The sequence below is a fragment of the Anaeromyxobacter sp. genome (assembly GCA_016718565.1).
GTDB lineage: Bacteria > Myxococcota > Myxococcia > Myxococcales > Anaeromyxobacteraceae > JADKCZ01.
Window position 1 is genome coordinate 387016 of sequence record JADKCZ010000018.1, and the last position, 21230, is coordinate 408245.

Here is a 21230-nt window from a genome sequence, read left to right on the forward strand (position 1 = left end):
GCCCCGGCGGCGCGGTCGCTGGTGGTCTCGCTGGTGATGGGTCGATGCTACGCCGCCCCTCCTGGGGCGGGCCTGCGTCCTAGCGCCGCAGCCGTCGGGTCCACCAGCAGGGCCACCGCCTCGACGTGGTGCGTCTGCGGGAAGAGGTCGATGGCCTGCACCAGCTCCAGCACGTAGCCGGCCTCCACGCAGCCCCGCACGTCGCGGGCCAGGGTGGCGGGATCGCAGGAGACGTAGACCACCCGGGCCGCCCCGAGGGCCCGCAGGGCAGGCCCGATGCCCCGGGCCCCCTCGCGCGGCGGGTCGAGCAGCACGGCCCCGAAGCGGCGGGCCCCGTCCCCGGCGCCCCGCCGGTCGGCCGCGTCGGACTCGCGGGCGAAGGCCTGCGCCAGCTTGACGGCGTCGCCGGCGAAGAAGCGCACCGAGCCGCCCCCCAGGTCGGCCCGCGCCAGCTCCAGCGCGGGCCCCTGCTGCTCCACCGCCGCCACCGAGCGGGCCCTGGCAGAGAGCGGCCCGGTGAAGTTGCCGGCGCCGCAGAAGAGCTCCAGCACGTCCTGGTCGTCCGGCGCCAGGAGCTCGAGCGCGACCGCGACCAGCAGCGCGTTGGCGCCGCGGTTGGCCTGCTGGAAGACGTCCGGGCGGGAGCGGCACAGCCCGGCGGCGGGGTCGCCGGGCGCGCGCAGGTGGCGCAGCACCGGCTGGCCCACCAGCAGCGGCGGCCCCTCCCCGGCCCGCAGCACCAGCCCGGCCAGCCCCGGCACCGCGGCCAGCAGGGCCTCGGCCCGGCGCCGCTCGCGGTCGCCGGCGACAGCCAGTGACAGCAGCGCGGCCCCGCGCCCCTCGTGCTCCGACCACTCCAGCGCCACCTCGCGCGGGGCCAGGCCGGCCGCCACCAGCGCCGGCCCGAGCGCGCCGCGCAGCGCGTCGAGGCCGGGCGTGAGCAGGTGGCACTCGCGCAGCGGCACCGGGTGGTGGGAGCGGCGGCGGAAGAAGACCAGCCGGCCCTCGCCGCGGTCGAGGTGCAGCTTGGCGCGCGAGCGGTAGCGCAGCGCCAGGGGCGAGGGGAGCACCGGTCGCCAGCCGTAGCTGCCGGGCTCCAGCCGGGCGATGCGCCGCAGGGCCTCGCGCACCGTGCGCCCCTTGGCGGTGAGCTGGGCCAGGGCGGCGGCGTGCTGCCACTCGCAGCCACCGCAGCGGTCGCCGGCCGGTCCGAAGTGCGGGCAGGGCGGCGTCACCCGCACCGGGCCGGGCGACAGCACCTCCACCAGCTCGGCGTGGGCGGCCCCCTCGCCCTCGGCCACCACCTCGGCCACCACCAGGTCACCAGGCGCGGTGTAGGGCACGAAGACGGGCCGGCCGTCGGCGTGGCCCACCCCCTCGCCGCCGGGGGCCAGGTCCTCGATGGGGATGGTGAGGCGGATGGGGGAGCCCCGGGGAGGCCTCAGGCCTCCTCCAGCTCCCGCCGCAGCCGCTGGACGAACCGCTCCAGCTCCTCGCGCCGCGCCGGCGTCACGTCGGTGAACTCGATCCCCATGCCGGGGACCATGTTCTGGGCGTTGTCGTAGCCGGTGACCCGGGCCACCCGCCCCTCCAGCGCCGAGGGGGCCTGCTCCCCGGGCAGCTGCAGCAGGATCTTCACGGCGGCGCCGAGCGGCAGCGGCTTGCGCGTGTTGATGAAGAGGCCGCCCTGGCTGATGTTGGTGGCCCAGTCGGAGAGGAAGCTGCCGACGGAGCGGTAGGCCACCGGGATCTCGTGGTGGAGCCGGGCGGCCTTGCGCTTGTTGTCGGCGGGGGCGGGCATTGCGGAGGGTCAAACTCTAGCAGGGGCCTCCCGACCCGCCAAGCGGCGCGGTGGCGCCGAGCAGCAGCCGGACCTCGACGCCGCGCCAGCGGTGCAGGTGACCGGCCGCGCTCCCCTCCCGCACCGCCACCTCCACCCGCCCGCCGCTACCGACCAGCGCCAGCAGCTCCCCCGGCTGGCCGTCCCCGAAGGTGCGCACCCAGCGGGCCGGCCGGCCGTCGCACAGCACCACCCGCACCTCGGCGCCGGCCAGGTCGGCCTCGCGGATGCTGGTCACCAGGTTGCCGAAGGGGTCGACGGCCAGCGTGACCCCGCGCACCTGCCCGGCGCTCCGCTCGGCGGTGGGCCAGTCGAGGCAGATGGGGTCGGCCACCTCGGGGCCCAGGCGGGCCGGCTCGAGCCCGGCGGCCAGCGCCGCCACCACCGGGGCGAAGACGTCGCGGCCGTGGAAGGTGGGGCGCCGCGGCTGGGGCACCAGGGCCGGGTCGGAGAGGGCGTAGCAGCGGGTGTCCGGCCCGAAGAACGGGGTGAAGAGGCCGTTGTCCGGTCCCACCAGCCGCCGCCCCGCCCCGTCCACCAGGCACAGCCCGCGCCGGGCGGTGCCCACGCCCGGGTCCACCACCGCCAGGTGGATGGCGTCGGTGGGGAAGACCGGCACGCAGGCCTCCAGCAGCAGCGCCCCGGCCAGCAGGTCGTAGGCCGGCACGCCGTGCGACAGGTCCACGATGCGCAGGTCGGGCAGCGCCGCCAGCAGCACGCCCTTGAGCTGGGCCGGGAAGCCGGAACCGGCGCCGTAGTCGGTGGTCAGCGTGACGAGGGGGGCGGACATGGACGGCCATTCTCCACCCGCGCGGGCGCGGCGGACAGCCCCCCCGGGCGTGGCGCGGGGCCGGGCCGGCGGCGGGGCTAGGGGACCATGGCGGCCAGGTCCGGCGCCACCAGCAGGGCCGGGCCGGTGAGCGCCTGCACCGAGGCCACCGTCTCGCCGGGGGCCAGCTCGGCCAGCACCAGCCCGCGCGGCGTCACCTCCAGCCAGGCCCGGTCGGTGCACACCGCCGAGACGCAGCCCACCCCGGTGAGCGGCAGCGAGCAGGTCTCCAGGATCTTGGGCCGCCCGTCCCGGGTGGCGTGCTCCATCATCACCACCACCCGCCTGGCGCCGGCCACCAGGTCCATGCCGCCGCCCATGCCCTTCACCATCTTGCCGGGCACCAGCCAGTTGGCCAGGTCGCCCCGCGCCGACACCTCCAGCGCTCCCAGGATGGCCAGGTCGATGTGGCCGCCGCGGATCATGGCGAAGGAGTCGGCCGACGAGAAGAAGGCCGCCCCGGGCAGGACCGTGACGGTCTCCTTGCCGGCGTTGATGAGGTCCGGGTCCTCCTCGCCCTCCAGCGGCCAGGGGCCCACGCCCAGGATGCCGTTCTCCGACTGCAGCACCACCTCCACGCCGGGCGGCACGTAGTTGGCCACCAGCGTGGGCATGCCGATGCCCAGGTTGACGTAGAAGCCGTCGCGCAGCTCCCGGGCCACGCGCTGGGCGATCTGCTCGCGGGTGAGGGGCATGGCTAGCGCCCCTCCCCGCGCGGCCGCGGCGGGCCGCCGGGTCCGGCCGGGTCCCGCGGCCGCACCGTGCGCCGCTCGATCCACTTCAGGTAGCCCGCCCCCCGCACCAGCCGCTTCACGTAGATGCCGGGCAGGTGCACCTGGTCGGGGTCGATGGCGCCCGGCGCCACCACCTCCTCGGCCTCGGCGATGGTGATGGCCGCGGCGGTGGCCACCTGCGGGTTGAAGTTCCGGGCGGTCTTGCGGAAGGCCAGGTTGCCGTGGGTGTCGGCGCGCCAGGCGTGGACCAGGGCGAAGTCGCCGCGGATGGGCAGCTCCAGCAGGTAGTCCTGGCCCCCGAAGGCGCGCACCTCCTTGCCCTCGGCCACCTGGGTGCCCACGCCGGTGCGGGTGTAGAAGCCGCCGATGCCGGCGCCGCCGGCCCGCAGGCGCTCGGCCAGGGTGCCCTGCGGCACCAGCTCGACCTCCAGCTCGCCCGAGAGGTACTGGCGCTCGAACTCCTTGTTCTCGCCCACGTAGCTGGCCACGATCCTTCGGATCTGGCGGGCCTGCAGCAGCGGCCCCAGGCCCAGGTCGGTGGTGCCGCAGTTGTTGGAGACCACCGTCAGGTCCCTCACCCCGCGGCGGTGCAGCGCGGCGATGAGGTTCTCCGGGTTGCCGCACAGCCCGAAGCCGCCCACCAGCACCGTGGCGCCGTCCGGGATGTCCGCCACCGCCGCGTCGGCCGACTCGACCAGCTTGTCCATGGGCGCCTACCGCTCCACCAGCAGCGCCACCGCCTCGCCGCCGCCGATGCACAGCGAGGCCAGGCCGCGCCGCTTGCCCAGGTCCGCCATGGCCGCCAGCAGCGTCACCAGGATGCGGGCGCCGGACGCGCCGATGGGGTGCCCCAGCACCACCGCGCCGCCGCGCACGTTGACGGTGGCCGGGTCGAGGCCGAGCAGCCGGTTGTTGGCCACCGAGACCACCGCGAAGGCCTCGTTGATCTCCCAGAGGTCCACGTCCTTCACCGACAGGCCGGCCCGGCCGAGCGTGGTGCGGATGGCGTCGGCCGGCGCGATGGTGAACTCCACCGGCGCGCGGGCCGCGCCGCCCCAGGCGGTGAGGCGGGCCAGCACCGGGCGCCCCTCGGCGCGGGCGCGCTCCTCGCTCATGAGCACCAGCGCCGCGGCCCCGTCGTTGATGGAGGAGGCGTTGGCGGCGGTGACGGTGCCGTCCTTCTTGAAGACCGGCCGCAGGGTGGGGATCTTCTCCGGGCGGGCCGCCTTCGGGCCGTCGTCCTCCGCCACCACCACCTTCTCGCCCTTGCGCCCCTCCAGCTCCACCGGGACGATCTCGCCCCGGAAGGCGCCGTCCTTCCAGGCCTGGATGGCGCGCCGGGTCGACTCGGCGGCGTACTCGTCCTGGGCCTCGCGGCCGATGCCCTGGGTGGCGGCGCAGTGCTCGGCGCACAGCCCCATGTGCTGCTGGCCGTAGACGTCCCACAGGCCGTCGTGCACCAGGCCGTCGATCAGCTCGACGTTGCCCAGGCGGGCGCCGCTGCGGGCCGCGCGGTCGTAGTAGGGGGCGTTGGACATCGACTCCATGCCGCCCGCCACCACCACCTCGGCGTCGCCCAGGGCGATGGCCTGGGCCGCCGAGATGACCGCCTTCAGGCCGGAGCCGCAGACCTTGTTGAGCGTCCAGGCGGGCGTGGCCTCGGGCAGCCCGGCGTACAGGGCGGCCTGGCGGGCCGGCGCCTGGCCGACGCCGGCCTGCAGCACGTTGCCCATGATGACCTCGCCGACCTCGGCGGGCAGGACCCCGGCGCGCTGCAGCGCGGCCCGGATGGCCACCGCGCCGAGGTGCGGGGCGGGCACCGCGGCGAGCGAGCCCAGGAAGGCGCCGATGGGGGTGCGTGCCGCGCCGACGATCACCACGCCGCGTCCAGCCATGAGCGAGCTCCCGGGTGCGAGGACGAGCCGACCATAGGCCCGAACCCAGGCGCCGCCAACCACCACGCGGGACCCCGGGCGGGGTGCGGCGGGGCGCACCCCCGGCCCGCCCAGGCGCGCCCGGACCTGGCGCGCTCCGCCCCGGCGCGCTCCTCGCGATCCGTGCTGGCCTCAGCGGTGGACGATCTCGCCCGACCCGCTCACCGAGACGCGCTCCACCTGGGCGCTGCCGCGCCAGAGGACGTCGCCGGAGCCGTTCACCTCTGCCGTGAAGGTGCCGCCCGCCAGCGTCACGCTCACGTCCCCCGAGCCCGACACCTCCACCTGGGCGCTGCGGGCGGTCAGGTCGGCGGCGCTGATGTCGCCGGAGCCCTCGACCTCCAGGCGGGCCGACTCGGCGGTGCCGGTGAGCCTCACGTCGCCCGAGCCGTCGATGGACGCCTGGAGCCGCCCCGCCGCGCCGCGCCAGGTGAGGTCACCGGAGCCGGCCACCGACAGCGCCAGGTCGCCCTGCCCGCCGTCGATGGTCACGTCGCCGGAGCCCTCGATGGCGAAGCTGCGCAGCGACGGGGTGGAGAGCTCCACCCGCCCCTCGCCGCGGTAGCTCATGTCGCTGGTGGAGATGACCAGGGTGTCGCCGTCGAGCCGCGTCTCGACCCGGCCCTGCAGGTTCTCGTCGATGGTGACCGCCACGGCGGTGGGCGCCCCCACCTTGACCCGCACGTCGAGCGAGCCCTCCAGCCGGACGGCGGTGAACTCGCCGACCTGGCGGGGCTGGGTGACCTTCTTCCCGTCACCCCGCAGGCCGTCCCAGCCCCAGGCAGCGGCGGTTCCCGGCGTGGTGAGGACGGCGAGGGATGCGGCGAGGGCGAACGAGGCGGCGGCGCGAAGGCGCATGCGGAGCTCCCGGCGAAAAGTTCGCGACGGGGCGGGCCAGGTGAACGACCCAGCCCGCACCCGCCACGGGTCTCTCTCCCCAGAGTGACTCCGTTTCCATACGCGTGGCCCGCGCGGTCTATTTCGCCCGCCCCATCCGAGCCGCCGCCCGCTACCTCGGGGGCGCTGGCTTGCCCAGCTCGGCCATCACCGCCTGCAGGTCGGCCCAGGCGGCCTTCTTCTCGGCCGGGTTGCGCAGCAGGTAGGCCGGGTGGAAGGTCGGCATGAACCTCACGCCCTGGTAGCTGGCCCAGGTGCCGCGCAGCCGGGTGATGCCGGTGGTGGTCTGGAGCAGCGTCTGGACGGCGTGGTTGCCGAGCCCGACGATGACGCGGGGGCCCACCGCCTCGATCTGCCGGCGCAGGAACGGCTCGCAGGCCTCGATCTCGTCCGGCTCCGGGTTGCGGTTGTCGGGCGGCCGGCACTTCACCACGTTGGCGATGTAGACCTGCTCCCGCCGGAAGCCCATGGCCTCGATCATCTTGGTGAGCAGCTGCCCGGCCTTGCCGACGAAGGGCTCGCCCTGCTGGTCCTCGTCGGCGCCCGGCCCCTCGCCGACGAACATCAGCTCGGCCTTGGGGTTGCCGGTGCCGAAGACCAGGGTGGTCCGGCCACCCGCCAGCTTGCAGCGGGCGCACTCGCCCAGCGCCTCGCGGATGGCGAGGAGCGGGCGGCTGCCGCAGCCCTTGTCGTTCAGGGAGTAGGCGGCGGGGCGGGCGTGAGGGGGTGAGGCCGGGGTCGGGGTCGGGGTCGGGGTCGAGGTCGGGGTCGAGGTCGAGGTCGAGGTCGGGGTCGAGGTCGGGGTCGAGGTCGGGGTCGAGGTCGGGGTCCGGGTCGAGGCCGGGGTCGAGGTCGGGATCGAGGCCCTGGTCGAGGCCGGGGCCGACGCCGCGGCCCGCGTCACCGGGGTCGCCGCCACCTTCCCCGCCGCGCCCGGGCGCGGCGGCGCCGGCACTTCGCGCACGCCGGCGTCCTTCAGCCACTCGAGGTGGCGCGCCACCTCTCCCGCGATCTCCCGCAGCGCCCGGCTCCGCTCGTCGCCCACTCGAGGCTCCCTTCCGGTGCGGCGCGCGTTGCGGCCACCCGACGTCCGTCTCTATGCTGCCGCGGCGATGCTCCTCCGCCGTGCCCTGCCCGCCGCCCTCGCCACCCTGGCGCTGCTCATCCTCGCCTGGCCCTCCGACGCCCTGGCCTGGGCCCCGCTGGCCCACCTCGGCTTCTCGGCGCAGGCCCTGGCCAGCCTGGGCCCGGTGCCGCCGGCGCTGCGCGGCCTGCTCGGCGAGTTCAGCAACGAGTTCCTCTACGGCTCGCTGGCCGCCGACATCGTGGTCGGCAAGAGCATGGCCCGGTTCGTCCACCATTGTCACAACTGGAAGGTCGGCTTCAACGTCCTCGAGGAGGCCGGGAGCGGGCCGGAGCAGGCCTTCGGCTGGGGCTTCCTGGCCCACCTGGCCGCCGACACGGTGGCCCACAACTACTTCGTGCCCTGGAAGATCATGGGCTCCTTCCACAAGCCCCGCAGCGGCCACGCCTACTGGGAGCTGCGCTACGACCAGCGGCTCGACCCGGCGCTCTCCGACATGGCGCGGCGGGTCACCGGCGCAGGCACGCGCCTGCACGACCGCTTCCTGCGCCGCAACCTGGCCGGCGCCTCGGTCCTCCCCTTCCCGGTCTCGCAGCAGCTCTTCGGCTCGATGGTCCTCTCGGCCCGGCTGCGCCGCTTCCAGCAGGTCTCCCGCCTGGCGCTGGCCCGCGAGCGGCAGCTGCCGCTCGAGGACGACCTGATCGAGGAGACCAACGAGCTGGCGGTGGAGGCCATCCTCGGCCTGCTCCTGGAGGGCCCGCGCTGCGAGGCGGCCGGCGCCGACGCCACCGGCGAGCGCAACCTGGCCATGGCCGAGCGGATCCGCGCCGCCCTGGTGTCCCAGGTCAAGGCGCGGCGCCTCACCCCCGACGACGCCCAGGCGCTGGTGGCCGAGGGGCGCGAGGCCTTCCGGCGCGCCATCCACGGCACGCTGGTGCTGCCGCCGCGCCTGGCGCGGCTGGCCGCGGCCTGAGGAGGCGCCACCTCGGGATCGGGCGGATGTCACCCAACGTCCGTGTTCACGCTCGGTCTTGATGGGGCGTGCCTGCCGATTTCGCTGGACGCATTCCTGGAGCAGCGCGGCTTGCGGCCGGCACCTCCCGCCAGGCTGGCCCTCCACCCTCCGCTGCGGCCCTCCCTGCGGCCACGAAACCTCGCCCGGGGGGCCCGAAGAGCCCGGGCGAGATCGCCTCCCCTGACGCATCCTGGTGCGTTCCAGGAGGGCCCGGGAACGCGTGAGAGGATCTCTGCATGAACGCCCTCCGCCCCGAGTCCCTGGCCGCCGCCGCCGCCTCCCCCTCCAGCCTCATCCTCGTCGCTCGCGAGCCCGAGTCCCCCTGGGACGCTCGCGGCTTCGGTGACCTCGTCCCGCCCGCCACGCTCGCCGAAGCCCGGGAGCGTCGAGATGAGCTCTCTCGGCTCCTGGGCCGCGAGCGGGCCGCCGCGGCCGACTTCCTGCTGGCCCTGGCCGACTTCGATCGGCGGCGTGGGTGGGAGCAGCTCGGCCACGCGAGCCTCTTCGCGTTCCTGACGCGGGAGCTCGGGCTATCGAACGCCGCGGCCTGGTACCGGCTCACCGGGGCCCGCCTGCTCCCGAGGTTTCCCGCCGTCGAGGCGGCGCTCCGGAAAGGTCGCCTCTGCCTCACCGTGGTCGGGGAGCTCTCCAGGGTGCTCACCTCCGCCAACGCGGAGGAGGTGCTTCCCCGCTTCTTTGGCCGCTCCTCGCGGGAGGCCAAGGAGATCGTGGCCGCGCTCCTCCCCGACCCCGCCCCGCCTCGGCGTGACGTGGTTCGGGCCCTGCCCGCGCCCGTGCCGGCGGCGCCGTCGTGCCCCTCCGCGCCCCTCGCCCGGGTCGAGGGGGCCGCGCCATGCCTCGACGCCGCCGCGGCGCCGGCGCCTGCTCTGGCGACCGGACGACTCGAGGAACCATCGGCCGCGCCACTTCGCGCGCGCGAAGTGGTGCCGACCCACCCCGCGCAGGGACCTGGCGCGGCAGTCCGCCCGCTCACCGATGACCTGCGGCGGCTTTCCGTCACGGTCTCGGCGCGGTTCCTCGAGAAGCTCGCCGCCGCCCGCACCGGCCTCTCCCACGCCCTCCCGGGCGCCACCACCGAGCAGATCCTGGAGACCGCGCTCGACCTGTTGCTGGAGAGGCAGGCCAGGCGCAAGGCGCTGGTGAAGCGGCCGCGGAAGACCAGGTCCGCGCCGCCTGCCTCGACCCTCGCCTCGACCTCGATCCCGACCTCGACCCCCGTCGTGGCCCTGGCCCCGGCCCTGACCGGCAGGTCTCACATCCCCGCCGAGATTGAACGGGAGGTCCGCCTCCGCGACGGGGACCGCTGCCAGTTCCCGCTCGACGCCGGCGGGGTGTGCGGCGCGACCTGGCAGGTCCAGCTGGACCACGTCCGGCCGCTCGCGACGGGCGGCACGACCACCGCTGCCAACCTCCGCTGCGCCTGCTCCTTCCACAACCGGTACGCGGCGGAGCTGGCGCTGGGGCCCTTGGTCGCCGGCCACCGGAGGCGCAGGGTCCGCGGGCACCGCGAGGCGGTGGACCCTCAGGTCGAGGGCGGAGGGGCGTAGCACGGCCCAGCCGGCGGGAAGGCGATGCTGCCTTGGCCGCCCCAGGGCACGTCGAAGACGAGGCGGCCAGGTCCGTCGAAGCGCACGCCCCGGGGCCACGTCGCGCCGTCCAGCGCGTCCCCGGGCACCCAGCCGAGAGGGAGGTCGACGATGATGGGGATCTCGCTCCTCGAGCCGTTCTCCCGGACCTCCTGCACGTGGAGCGTCGCCCAGCGGACCGGCCCTCCCCTCGCCGGCGTGTCCGCGGCGGCTCCGGCCTCGGCACCCGCCCACCAGGCACCACCGGGCTCAACGACCATCAAGAGGTGCCGCTCGTCCGGAGAGAACAGGCAGGGCGAGGCGCTCTCGCCGAGCAGGTAAGGGATCGTGGCGAGCGGCGCGGCATCGGGCAGGGAGAACAGCACCCACCCCTCCTCGCTCTGTCCCGAGTAGATCCAGGCGGCGCCAAACCGTCCGGTCCCCGAGAGCACCAGCTCGAGCCCCGCGACGCCCCTGCGGGTGGAGAACGGGAGCGGCGCCGCCCGATGGAGCTCGAGCGACGGCCAGGCGCGAATGGACACCCCCACCTCGTCCTCGGCGGTCGCCGTCACGAGCCACAGGCCATCCGGGGTCCAGCGCGCGTCCGCCACCTCGGGGAGGAACTGGACGAGTCGTCCCGAGCCGACGTCCCAGATCCCGAAGGCCTCTTCGCTCCCTCGCTGGGCCAGCCGGATGACCGATCGCCCGTCGGGGTGGGGCCGGACCAAGGGCGTCCCGAATACACTCGCCTCCGGCCACGAGGCGCCGCGCCACCCCGGCGGCAGCTCGGGCCCCGCACCGCGAATGACGCCGCGCAGCCAGGGCAAGAGCGCCACGCCCCTACCCCATCCCCGTCGCCTTTGGCCGCCGCCCCTCGAGCACCGGCAGGATCCAGTCGAGGATGGCCTCGGCCACCTTCTCCTTGGTGCCCTCGATCTCGGCCAGCTCGGTGGCCGAGACCAGCGCCACCCGGTTGGTGTCGGCGCCGAAGCCCGAGCCCGGCGTGCCCACCTTGTTGGCCACCACCAGGTCGCAGCGCTTGGTCTTGAGCTTCTCGCGGGCGTTGGCGATGACCCCGTCGGTCTCGGCGGCGAAGCCGACCAGCACGGGGCCACCGGGCCTTCCGCCCAGCCGCTCGCCGAGGCCGGCCAGGATGTCGGGGGTCCGGACGAGCTGCATGGTCTCGTCGCCCGGAGACTTCTTCTTCTTGCTCGGCGCGGCCACGGCCGGCCGGTAGTCGCTGACGGCGGCGGCGCCGATGAACAGGTCCATCGGCCCGGCCTCGGCCTCCACGGCGCGGGCCATCTGCTCGGCCGTCTCCACCCGCACGGTCCGCACGCCGCCCGGATCCGGCAGCGCGGTGGGGCCCGAGACCAGCACCACCTCGGCGCCGCGCCGCGCCGCCACCGCGGCCAGGGCGTAGCCCATCTTCCCGGACGACGGGTTGGAGATGAAGCGCACCGGGTCGATGGGCTCGCGGGTCGGCCCGGCGGTCACCACCACCCGGCGGCCCGAGAGATCGAGGGCGCCGAGCAGCCGGGAGGCGGCCACCGCGATCTCGCCGGGCTCGGCCAGCCGCCCCTCCCCGACGTCGCCGTCGGCCAGCACGCCGGCGCCGGGGCCCACCACGTGCCAGCCCCGGGCCTTGAGCGCCGCCAGGTTCTCGCGCACCGCCGGGTTCTGCCACATGCGGGTGTTCATGGCCGGCGCCAGCAGCACCGGGCAGGTCACCGCCAGCGCGGTGGTGGTGACGGCGTCGTCGCCCATGCCGGCGCGCAGCCGGGCGATGAGGTCGGCGGTGGCCGGCGCCACCAGGAAGAGGTCGGCCTCCCGGGCCAGCTGCAGGTGGCCGTAGGAGCGCTCGGTGGACTCGTCGAGCAGGTCCACCACCACCGGGGCGCCCGTCAGGGCCTGGAAGGTGAGCGGCCCGACGAAGCGGGTGGCGGCCTGGGTCATGGCCACGCGGACCCGGCCCCGCCCCTTCACCACCAGCCGCGCCACCTCGCAGGCCTTGTAGGCTGCGATGCCGCCGCCGACCCCCAGCACCACCGTCCGGTTCGCGAAGTCCATGGCGCAGCATGGTAGCCGACACGGCCTTTCGCCGCCCACGGGCTATCATGGCCGCCCCCGTGGACCCCCAGGACCCCAGCCGCGACGCCGCCCCGCCGCCGGACGCGCCGGCCGGCGCCCCCTGGCCGCCGGACGCCCCGCCGCCTGAGCCGGGCGCCCCCGCGGCGCCCCCGGCGGAGGTGGCCGCGACGCCGCCCGCCCCGCCCCTGGCGCGGCCGCGCGCCGCCGGCCTCCTCCTCACGCTGGTGGCGCTGTTCCCGCTCGGCCTGGCGGCGCAGGCGCTCTGGCCGGCCGCCGGGCTGGTCTGGACCCAGCTCTTCGTGTTCGGGCTGCCGGCCGCGGCGCTGGCCGCCCGGGCGGGGCTCGACCCGCGGGCCTTCCTGCGGCTCGGGCCCCCGCCCCCGCTGGCCCTGGCCCTGGCCGTGCCGGTGGGCGCCGCCGCGCTGCTCACGGGCGGGGCGCTGCAGGCGCTCTGGATGACGCTGCTGCCGGCGGCGCTGCGCCAGGCCTTCGACGTGGCCCGGGTCTTCGACCAGCCGCCGGCGGCGCTGGTGGTGATCGTCCTGGCGGCCACGGTGCTGGCGCCGCTCTGCGAGGAGGTGACCTTCCGCGGGTACCTGCTCTCGGCCCTGCGGCTCCGCCTCGGGCCCCGGGGCGCGGTGGTGCTCTCGGCCCTGGCCTTCGCCGCCATGCACCTCGACCCGGTGCGGCTGCCAGGGCTCCTGTTCCTGGGGCTGCTCTACGGCTGGCTGAGCTGGCGCGCCGGCTCGGTCTGGCCGGCGGTGCTGGCCCACGCGGTGAACAACGCGGCGGCCACGGCGCTGGCGCTGCAGTCGGCCACCTCCGCCGACCCGGCGGCGCCGGAGCCGGCCGCGGCCGGCCTGGCCCTGGCGCTGGGGGCCGCACTGCTCTGGCCGCTGGCGCGGGCGTACCACAGGAGCACCGGGTCCCCCCCGGCGCCGGCGCAGGTGCTGGCGCCGGGCGGCTCGCGGCCGGGCCGCTGGCCGGGCTGGGTCAAGGCTGGGGTCCTCCTGGCGGCCGTGTCGCTCGGGGTCATCGGGTGGCTCCCGCGCCGCTGACGGCGCGTCGCTGCTGGAGAAGGCGGCGCCCCCTGGGTGGATCCCAGGGGGCGCCTGACCGCCGATCGGGGGGTCGGCGGCGGGGGAAGGTTCAGGGGGCGACGACCACCGCCGCCGTGGCGGTGACCTGCGTGCCCGGGTGGAGCGCCGTGATGCTGGTGCTGCCGGCGGCCAGGGCCAGGACGGCGCCGGCCCTGATGGAGTTGGAGACCACGGCCACCAGCGGGTCGGCGGTGGTCCAGGTCACCTGGGCGGTCAGGTCGGCCTGCGCGCCGTCGGAGAAGGTGCCGGTGGCGGTGTAGAGCACCAGGTCGCCGCGGCGGATGGCCGGGGTCGAGGCGGAGATCTCCAGGGACGACAGGACGGCCGCGGACACGCCGACCGCCACCGAGGTGGTCTGGCCGCCGAAGGAGGCCCGCAGCTCGGTGTACCCGGCCCGCAGGGTGTGCAGGGTATGGAGGTCCTCCATGCGGGCCACGTCCGCGTTGGCGATCTCGAAGGTGGCCTGGGCGGAGACGTCGGCCACCGAGCCGTCGGTGAACGTGGCGATGAGCCGCACCGGGGTGGCCAGGCCGGCCGCGAGGCGGGCCACGCCCTCGAGGCTGAGGCTCACCACCGCGGCCGCGGTCACCTCCACCTGCGCCGAGCCGGTGACGTCGCCGACGTAGGCGCGGAGCTCGACCAGGCCGGGCGCCAGGGCCCGCAGCTCGCCGCCGGCCTGGATGGAGACGGCGCGGCTGGAGGCGGCCCACACCACCGAGGCGGTGACGTCCCGCACGGAGCCGTCGGAGAAGGTGCCGAGGGCCTGGGCCTGGGCCGACAGGCCGGCCGGCACGGCAGCCTGGGCGGTGCTCACCTGGAGCGACAGCAGGGTGGCCGCGGCGACGTCGACGCGCGCCGTGGTCTGCAGCCCGTCGAGCTGGGCGATGAGGTAGGTGCTGCCCGGCGCGCCGGCCTGGACCCGCCCGGCGCCGGGGGTGGTGGCCACCTGCTCGTCCTGGCTGGACCAGGCCACCTCGGCGGTGACGTCGCGCCTCGACCCGTCGCTGTAGATGGCGGTGGCGACCACCTCCGCCTGCAGGTTCTCGGTCACCTCGGTGACCACCGGCGCGATCTGGAGCTGCTGCAGGGTGGCCTCCGGCTGCTGCCCGCACGCGGCCAGCGCCAGCGTCGCCAGGAGCAGCCCGAACCGCCTCATCGTCGTGGTCGTCGTCGTCATGGTGTCTCCCCCGTGCTGCGGTGCCGCGTGCTGGTGGTCTGCAGCCCGGCCCCCGAGGCCGGACATGTCTGGGCTCCATTGCGCGCGGCGTGCCGTGCCGAAACGGCCGGGTGCCTCCCGGGCCGCGACGGGGCCACCAGCCCCTGGCACCAGCGGTTTCCGGCGATCGGGCCCGGACCGTCGGGCGGTGCCCGGCCAGATCGGCCGGGTCACCCGGGGTCACGAGAACCCGCTCAGCTCAAGGAAACGCGTGCAGGGAGACGTGCGGGGGGCGGCGCCGGCCGCCCCCGTTCACCTACCGTGTGCGCCTGCCGGGACCAGCGCGCCGAGCCAGCCGGCCGCGATCCGGCCGGCGAGCGCCAGCCCGCCCAGGAAGGCGGCGTCGGCGCCCGGCACCAGCACCAGCTCCACCCGCCCCCGCCTGCCTTTGAGCCCCGCCAGGGCGCGGCGCAGGGCGGCGGGCGCGTCCCCGGGGACCACCAGGAGCACGGGCGCGTCGACCCCATCGAGCGCGGGACACGCCGAGGGGCCCAGCAGCACCACCCCGGCCGCGCCGCGGGCCCGCACCAGCGCCAGCGCCGTCCGGCAGCCCTCGCCGACACCGGCCACCGCCGGCCCACCTGGCGCCGTGGCGGCCAGGTGATCCCAGGCCGCCGCGGCGTCGTCGAGGGCGCGCTCCGGATCGGGCGCGCCCTGCGAGGCCCCCCGGCCGCGGTGCTGGAACCGCAGCGAGGCGTGCCCCGCGCGGGCCGAGGCCCAGGCCAGCTCGGCCACCGCCGGGGCGTCCATCCCGCCGGCGCCCACCGGCGGACAGACCAGCAGGGACGGCCGCCGGGCGCCGCGGTGCGAGAGCCCCTCCAGCAGCAGGTCGCCGCAGGGGATGAGCGCCGGGCGCTCGAGGTACTGGCCCGGGAGGACCACGGCGGCTCAGGAGAGGCGGCGCAGCACCAGGGCCTTCAGGTACCGCCCCTCCTTGAACTGCAGCGAGATGGGGTGGTCGGGCGGCTGGCGGGTCTCGGCCACCAGCGCCAGCTCGATGCGCGACTTGAAGGCCGCCTCCTTGACCGCGTCGGCGAACTGCTCGGCCGAGACGCGGGCGCTGCAGGAGCAGGTCACCAGCAGGCCGCCCGGCGCCAGCACCTGCAGCGCCGCGCGGTTGAGCGAGGCGTAGCCGGCCAGCGCCCCCTCCACCGCCTTCTGCGACTTGGCGAAGGCCGGCGGGTCGCAGATCACCAGGTCGAAGCGGCGCCCCTGCCGCTTGTAGTTGGCCAGCAGGTCGAAGGCGTCGCCGTGGGCGAAGGCGTGGTCGGCCGGGTCGAGGCCGTTCAGCTTGAAGGTCTCTCGCGCCAGCTGCAGGGCGTCCTTGTCGAGGTCGGAGGAGACCACGTGCGTCGAGCCGCCCAGCGCCGCCGCCGCCGAGAACCCGCCGGTGTAGCTGAAGAGGTTCAGGGCCTCCGGGCGGCCCCTGGCGAGCCGCCGCACCAGGTTGCGGTTGTCGCGCTGGTCGAGGAACAGGCCGGTCTTCTGGCCGTGGCGGACGTCCACCAGGATCTTCAGGCCGTACTCGTCGATGGCGATGAGCTCCGGCGGCTCGGCGCCCCACAGCACCTTGCCGGCCGGGGAGCCGCCCTCGTCGTCGTCGTCGCGCGGGATCTCGTCGCGGCCGTAGACGCCCTCGAGGTCGCCGCACTCGGCCCGCAGGGCCTCCACGATGTCGGCGCGCCACGGGGTGAGCCCGGCCGAGTAGAGCTTGAGGACCGCGAAGCCCTGGTAGCGGTCGGCCACCACGCCGGGCAGGCCGTCCGACTCGCCGTGCAGCAGCCGGTAGGCGGTGGTCCCCGAGACCAGCTCGCGCCGGAGCGCCAGCGCCCGGGCCACCCGCCGGCGCCAGAAGGCGGCGTCCACCGCCTCGCCCTCCTCGCGGGTCAGGATGCGCACGATGATGGCCGAGTGCGGGTCGAGGTAGCCGCGGGCCACGAAGCGCTCGCCCTCCACCACGTCCACGATGGTGCCGGCCGGCAGCGCCCGGGGCGGGCGGGCCAGCGCCTTCTTGAACACCCACGGGTGGCCGGCGCGCAGGTGGCGCGCCAGGTCCTTCTGCAGCTCCAGCCGGTGCTCCGAACGCATCACTCGCTCCTGTCGGCCCGTTCCGGCCGCGCCCGGGAGAAGTTGCCCACCACCAGGCCCGGGCGGGCCAGGCGGAGCGCGGCCACCAGCCCGCGGATGCCGATGGGCGCGCCGCCGGCCCCGCGGCCGCGCGCCACCGCCAGGTAGAGATCCGGATCGATGGCCAGCGGGCGGGTCTGCACCTGGTCCACCTTGGCCGCGCGCACCAGCCGGCACAGCGCCGCCACCTCACCGGCCCGGTCGGTCACGCCCGGGAAGGTGAGCAGGTTGAGCGCCACGTAGGCGCCGGCCCGGCGGGCGGCCTTCGCGGAGCGCACCACGTCCTCGAGGCCGTAGCGGACCGGGCGGTAGTAGGCCCGGTAGAGATCGGGCGCGGCGCTGTTGAGCGAGATGCGCACCGAGTCGAGGCCGGCCCGGCAGAGCGCCACCAGCGCCTCGGGCAGCGAGCCGTTGGTGTTCACGTGGATGGAGCCGCGCCAGGTGCGGGCCCGCACCAGCCGGATGGCCCGGGCGATCTCCTTCCAGCGCAGCAGCGGCTCGCCCTCGCAGCCCTGGCCGAAGCTCACCATGACCCGGCCGCGGGCCGTCTCCAGGTGGGCCAGCGCCACCTCGGCCATCTCCTCGGCCGTGGGGGGACGGCGGATCCGCTCGTGGGAGGAGGGCGGCAGCCCCTCGTCCTGCTCCGAGATGCAGCCGATGCAGGCGGCGTTGCAGGCGGCCGAGGACGGGATGGCCGCCTCGTCGCGCCGGTAGAAGGTGTTCTGCGCGGTGAAGCAGCGCCACTCCAGCGCGCAGCGGGAGAGCTGGCGGTAGATGGGGTTCTCCGTGGCCGCCAGCCGCGCCGCCACCACCCCGGGGAGGTCGGGGGTGGAGTGGTCGGCCGGGCTCCAGTGGCGCCGCCGGTCGGTGCGCAGCGCGTAGACCACCACGCCGCGCGGGCCCAGGGCCGCCGCGGTATAGGCCCACTGCGGCAGGATGGGCGCGGCCCCGGCCACCGGCAGCGCCGGGCGGGCCACGGCCGGCAGGAAGGTGCGGGTGTAGCCGGGCGGCAGGGTGGCGCCCACCGCATGGGGCACCACCCGGCGGCGCCCCACCAGCACCTCGTGCAGCACCGTCAGCGCCCCGGTGGCCGGGTCCAGGCCCACCGGACGCCGGTCCGGCAGCATGGCCAGCGTGGCGCCCTCCGGCAGGGCGATGGGCCGCTCGCGCGGGGCCGACAGGTCCTCCCCGCTCCGCACGGCGGCCCGGAGCGAGGGGTGGTCGTAGACCACGCCGCGGTCGTCGGCGAAGAGCAGGCGGGGCATCCGGCGCGTTGTTTACCACAGGCGTGCGCGCCTGGCGGGAACCGGCTAGAATCCCAGGACTTTCCTCCGGCATGCCCCGGGCGGGGCTTCCGCCAGGCTACGGGAATCACTGGGGAGCGCTGGCCGTTCCAGGATCCAGATGGGCCTCTTCGACGACAGCCAGACCGACGTCACCCGCGACGAGTTCGAGGCCCTGGCGCTGCGCCACCTCGACGCGCTCTACGCCGCGGGCCTCCGCCTCACCCGCAACGAGCGGGACGCCGAGGATCTGGTGCAGGACGCGCTGCTGCGCGCCTACCGCTTCTTCGGCCGGTTCGAGCGCGGCACCAACATGAAGGCCTGGCTGTTCAAGATCCTCACCAACACCTTCATCAACAAGTACCGGCGCACGGTGAAGGAGCGGTCCATCGTCGACGGGCCGGAGCAGGACACCGTGCTGGCCCAGGTCAGCTCGCGCGAGACCTCCGACCAGGCCAGCGATCCCGAGCGCTGGTACTTCGACCGCCTGCTCTCCGACGACGTGCTCAAGGCGGTGGACGCGCTGCCCATCGACTTCCGCATGGTGGTGATCCTGGCCGACCTGCAGGAGTTCTCCTACCGCGAGATCGCCGACATCCTCGACGTGCCGGTGGGCACGGTGATGAGCCGGCTCTACCGCGGACGCCGCCTGCTGCAGAAGGCGCTGGCCCAGTACGCCGTCGACTCCGGCTTCGCCGCCGAGAGCGCCACGGTGGAGGACCTGTCCGTGTTCCGCCGCCGCCGCGCCAAGGGGGCCGAATGACCCGCTCGCTCGATGCCCTGCGTGCCCCGATGGACTGCGCCGAGCTGCAGCGCTCGGTGGAGGCCTACGTGGACGGCGAGTTCGAGGCCCGCGAGCAGGCCGAGGCCGAGGCCCACCTGGCCGGCTGCGAGCGCTGCCGGGCCCTCAGCGACGGGGCGGCCTCGCTGCGCGCCGCCATGCGGGCCCGCCTGCAGGAGGCCATGGGCCCCGCCGCCGCCGCCGGGCGCGCCCCCGAGCTCCTGCGGCGCCGCGTCACCGTGGCGCTGTCCCGCCAGCGCCGGCCGCTCTGGCGCCGCATCCTCTCGCCGGTGCCGCTGGCCACCGCCGCGGCCTGCGCCGCCGGCGTGCTGGTGGTGCTGGCCACCCACGTCGGCAGCGACGCCCTGGTGGAGGAGGCGGTCAAGAAGCACCACCGCGGCCTGCCCCTCGAGGTGACCACCGCCTCCATGGGCGCCGAGGCCATCCCCGGCTGGTTCGCCGGCAAGCTCGACTTCAAGCCCACCCCGCCCAGCTTCCAGCGCGACGGCGCCAAGGTGGTGGGGGCGCGCCTCTCCCACCTGCGCGAGTTCCCGGCGGCCTACATCAAGTACGAGCTGCCGCGCGGACAGGCCGGCCTCTTCATCGTGGACGACCCGGGCCGGCACTTCGAGGCCAACGGGCGCGAGGTGCAGGTGGGCCCGCGCACGCTGCGGGTCATGAACTCGCGCGGCTACAACGTGGCGGTCTGGCGGCAGGACGAGATCGTCTACTCGCTGGTGTCCGATCTGGGCGAGGACGACCTCTTCGAGCTGGTGCGGAGCGCGCAGGCCAGGTAGCGCCGCGACGGCGCCGGGGCCCCTCCATGGCCGCCTGGCGAGGGCCGGTCGATTCGGCCCCCGGCTTTTTGACACCCCCCGCGGCCTGCCAGTAGACTTTCCCCAATCTTTTTCGGGCGCTGCATCGCCGTCCGGCCTCCCTGGCCGGGCGGCGTCGCGCCCCCCGGGACCCCCATGCCGACCACCATCCTCCTCATCGAGAACGACGCGGGGTTCGCCCGCGAGATCACGGAGGCGCTCGAGGGGGCCGGCTACCAGGTCCGGCTCACCGGCGACGGCAAGGAGGGCCTCGACCTGGCGCGCGAGGTGGCGCCCGCGGCCATCGTGCTGTGCGTGGAGCTGCCCAAGATGTCCGGCTACTCCATCTGCCAGAAGCTCAAGAAGGACGAGGCCCTGCGGGCCATCCCGCTGGTCCTCACCAGCGCCGAGGCCACCCAGGAGACCTTCGAGCAGCACAAGAAGCTGAAGGCGCGGGCCGAGGACTACCTGCTCAAGCCCTACGGGGCGCAGGCCTTGCTCGACAAGCTGGCGCCGCTGGCCGGCGCCCCCGAGCTGGCCGAGCCGCTGGACGAGGAGGTGGTCAGCCTCGAGGAGGAGCTGGGCGCGGGGCCCCTGGGCGGCGACCCCGGGGAGGAGCTGCCCTCGCTGGAGCTGGGCGACCTGGGCGACGAGCCGGCCGGCGGGGTCTCGGCCCAGTCGGTGGAGGACGCCGACCTCCGGCTCCTCGACGCCGCCTTCGCCGGCCTCTCCACCGAGCCCGCCGCCGCGGACGAGCCGCAGCCCGAGCCGCTGATGGTGCACGAGGCGCCGGACGCCGGCGCCGCGCTCGATCTGGCCCTGGAAGGCGAGCAGCCGGTGACGGTCGCCGAGCTCGACGCCGCGGCCGACTCGCTGCCCGTGGCGGACGACGGGCCGGGCCGCGCCCAGCTGGGTGGCCTGGGCGACGAGGCCGACCTGGCCCTGGACGCGCTGGGCCAGGACACCTCGGCCGCCGAGGCGCTCGACGCGCTCGACGCCCTGGGCGCGCCGGCGGCCGACGCCGCGGCGGTCCGCATCGACGAGGAGCCGCTGGAGGTGGAAGGGCTGGCGGGCCTGGGCGGCCTGGCCCAGCCCCCTCCCCTCGACCTCGGCCCGGAGCTGGCCGCGGCGCTCGACCTGGCCCCGGAGGCCCCCTCCCCCGCCGTCCGGGGCGCCAGCGCCGACGCGCTGCGGGCCGCCGGCATCGCGCTCCTGGGCGACCCGGCGCCGCCCACGGGCGGGCTGCGGATGGTCCCGGCCCCGGCCGAGCCCGCCGGCCCCGACCTGACCGCCGAGCTGGCCCCCGACGCCCCGTCCTTCCTGGCCGCCTCCAGCGCCAGCCTGGCCCGCCTGGAGGCCGAGCTGGCCGAGACCCGCGCCGCGGTGGCGGCGCGCGACGCCGAGCTGAACGAGCTGCACGACCGGCTCGACGCCGTCACCCACCGCGCCGTGGACGCCGAGTCCGCGCTCTCCGAGCGCGACGCCGAGATCGCCTCGGCCCGCGCCAGGGCCGAGGCCCTGGCCGGGCAGGTGAAGCGCGGCGAGGCCGACCTCAAGGCCGGTCGCGACGACGCCCGCCGGGCCGCCGACCAGGTCCGCGCCGCGGAGGACAAGGTGCGGGCCGCCGAGGCCCAGGCCGCCGCCGCCGCCGAGCGGTCCCGCGCCGCCGAGGCGCTGGTGGCCACCGGCCGCGCCGAGGCGGCCGAGCAGGTGCGGGCCGCCGAGGCCCGCGCCGCCACCGCCGTCGAGCAGGGCCGGGCCGCCGAGGCGCTGGTGGCCGCCGCCGAGCAGCGGGCCGGTGCGGCCCAGGCCGAGGCGGAGCAGGCCAGGGCGGGCGCGGCCGAGCAGGTGCGCGCCGCCGACAGCCTGGCCACCGCCACCCGCGCCGAGGCCGAGCG

At 76.1% G+C, this 21230-nt stretch carries 19 protein-coding genes and 1 pseudogene; 6 read left to right on the top strand and 14 right to left on the bottom strand.

Features of this window, described 5'->3' with window-relative positions:
• Positions 1-47: 47 nt before the first annotated feature.
• The 8 genes from IPO09_20790 to IPO09_20825 all read right to left on the bottom strand — a co-directional run bounded on the left by IPO09_20790 (position 48) and on the right by IPO09_20825 (position 7279).
• Positions 48-1421: a class I SAM-dependent RNA methyltransferase gene (locus IPO09_20790; GenBank protein MBK9519714.1), complete on the bottom strand. Its 1374-nt coding sequence runs from the start codon at positions 1419-1421 to the stop codon at positions 48-50.
• 20 nt (positions 1422-1441) lie between these two features.
• Positions 1442-1801, bottom strand: coding sequence for a TIGR02266 family protein (locus IPO09_20795; GenBank protein MBK9519715.1), 360 nt, complete (start codon positions 1799-1801; stop codon positions 1442-1444).
• A gap of 16 nt (positions 1802-1817) precedes the next feature.
• Positions 1818-2630: an SAM-dependent chlorinase/fluorinase gene (locus tag IPO09_20800; GenBank protein ID MBK9519716.1), complete on the bottom strand. Its 813-nt coding sequence runs from the start codon at positions 2628-2630 to the stop codon at positions 1818-1820.
• A gap of 77 nt (positions 2631-2707) precedes the next feature.
• Positions 2708-3364 carry a 3-oxoacid CoA-transferase subunit B gene (locus tag IPO09_20805; GenBank protein ID MBK9519717.1) on the bottom strand — a complete coding sequence of 219 codons (657 nt, stop codon included), beginning with the start codon at positions 3362-3364 and terminating at the stop codon, positions 2708-2710.
• 2 nt (positions 3365-3366) lie between these two features.
• Entirely contained in the window at positions 3367-4110 is a 744-nt protein-coding gene (locus IPO09_20810) for a CoA transferase subunit A (protein ID MBK9519718.1), read from the bottom strand.
• Positions 4111-4116: 6 nt separating this feature from the next.
• Complete coding sequence (locus tag IPO09_20815; protein ID MBK9519719.1) at positions 4117-5298, bottom strand: acetyl-CoA C-acetyltransferase; 1182 nt, start codon at positions 5296-5298, stop codon at positions 4117-4119.
• Between the two features lie 171 nt (positions 5299-5469).
• Positions 5470-6195: a DUF2807 domain-containing protein gene (locus tag IPO09_20820; GenBank protein ID MBK9519720.1), complete on the bottom strand. Its 726-nt coding sequence runs from the start codon at positions 6193-6195 to the stop codon at positions 5470-5472.
• Between the two features lie 151 nt (positions 6196-6346).
• Positions 6347-7279, bottom strand: a complete 933-nt coding sequence (locus IPO09_20825) for a uracil-DNA glycosylase (GenBank protein ID MBK9519721.1) — start codon at positions 7277-7279, stop codon at positions 6347-6349.
• 67 nt (positions 7280-7346) lie between these two features.
• On the opposite strand from IPO09_20825, the gene IPO09_20830 reads away from it, so the two are divergent.
• Positions 7347-8291, top strand: a complete 945-nt coding sequence (locus IPO09_20830) for a zinc dependent phospholipase C family protein (GenBank protein ID MBK9519722.1) — start codon at positions 7347-7349, stop codon at positions 8289-8291.
• A 449-nt stretch (positions 8292-8740) separates the two neighbouring features.
• Complete coding sequence (locus IPO09_20835; protein MBK9519723.1) at positions 8741-9901, top strand: HNH endonuclease; 1161 nt, start codon at positions 8741-8743, stop codon at positions 9899-9901.
• Here the strand turns inward: IPO09_20835 and IPO09_20840 are convergent.
• Both IPO09_20840 and coaBC read right to left on the bottom strand, forming a co-directional pair.
• The gene (locus tag IPO09_20840) at positions 9877-10755 is read right to left on the bottom strand and encodes a hypothetical protein (GenBank protein ID MBK9519724.1); all 879 of its coding nucleotides are present in this window, start codon (positions 10753-10755) and stop codon (positions 9877-9879) included. The genes IPO09_20835 and IPO09_20840 overlap by 25 nt on opposite strands.
• 4 nt (positions 10756-10759) lie before the next feature.
• Positions 10760-11989, bottom strand: a complete 1230-nt coding sequence (gene coaBC / locus IPO09_20845; GenBank protein ID MBK9519725.1) for a bifunctional phosphopantothenoylcysteine decarboxylase/phosphopantothenate--cysteine ligase CoaBC — start codon at positions 11987-11989, stop codon at positions 10760-10762.
• A 59-nt stretch (positions 11990-12048) separates the two neighbouring features.
• Between coaBC and IPO09_20850 the strand changes: the two genes are divergently transcribed.
• On the top strand, positions 12049-13068 hold the full coding sequence (locus IPO09_20850; GenBank protein ID MBK9519726.1) for a CPBP family intramembrane metalloprotease: 1020 nt from the start codon (positions 12049-12051) through the stop codon (positions 13066-13068).
• 91 nt (positions 13069-13159) lie between these two features.
• Here IPO09_20850 and IPO09_20855 read toward each other — a convergent pair whose 3' ends face one another.
• From IPO09_20855 to IPO09_20870, 4 genes are all read right to left on the bottom strand, one after another.
• Positions 13160-14287 (bottom strand): Ig-like domain-containing protein, encoded by a 1128-nt coding sequence (locus IPO09_20855; protein MBK9519727.1) that lies wholly within the window; start codon positions 14285-14287, stop codon positions 13160-13162.
• A gap of 291 nt (positions 14288-14578) precedes the next feature.
• The gene (locus tag IPO09_20860; GenBank protein ID MBK9519728.1) at positions 14579-15208 is read right to left on the bottom strand and encodes an alpha/beta hydrolase; all 630 of its coding nucleotides are present in this window, start codon (positions 15206-15208) and stop codon (positions 14579-14581) included.
• Between the two features lie 6 nt (positions 15209-15214).
• A complete protein-coding gene (locus IPO09_20865; protein MBK9519729.1) occupies positions 15215-16414 on the bottom strand; it encodes a class I SAM-dependent rRNA methyltransferase in 1200 nt (399 codons plus the stop codon).
• Positions 16414-17718 carry a radical SAM protein gene (locus IPO09_20870; protein ID MBK9519730.1) on the bottom strand — a complete coding sequence of 435 codons (1305 nt, stop codon included), beginning with the start codon at positions 17716-17718 and terminating at the stop codon, positions 16414-16416. The genes IPO09_20865 and IPO09_20870 overlap by 1 nt, the downstream gene beginning before the upstream one ends.
• Positions 17719-17857: 139 nt before the next feature.
• Here IPO09_20870 and IPO09_20875 point away from each other — a divergent pair, with 139 nt between their 5' ends.
• The 3 genes and pseudogenes from IPO09_20875 to IPO09_20885 all read left to right on the top strand — a co-directional run bounded on the left by IPO09_20875 (position 17858) and on the right by IPO09_20885 (position 21138).
• Complete coding sequence (locus IPO09_20875; protein MBK9519731.1) at positions 17858-18499, top strand: sigma-70 family RNA polymerase sigma factor; 642 nt, start codon at positions 17858-17860, stop codon at positions 18497-18499.
• Positions 18496-19314 carry a zf-HC2 domain-containing protein gene (locus IPO09_20880; GenBank protein ID MBK9519732.1) on the top strand — a complete coding sequence of 273 codons (819 nt, stop codon included), beginning with the start codon at positions 18496-18498 and terminating at the stop codon, positions 19312-19314. Before IPO09_20875 ends, IPO09_20880 begins: the two co-directional genes overlap by 4 nt.
• Before the next feature lie 174 nt (positions 19315-19488).
• Positions 19489-21138: pseudogene (locus tag IPO09_20885) on the top strand (response regulator).
• Positions 21139-21230: the final 92 nt, after the last annotated feature.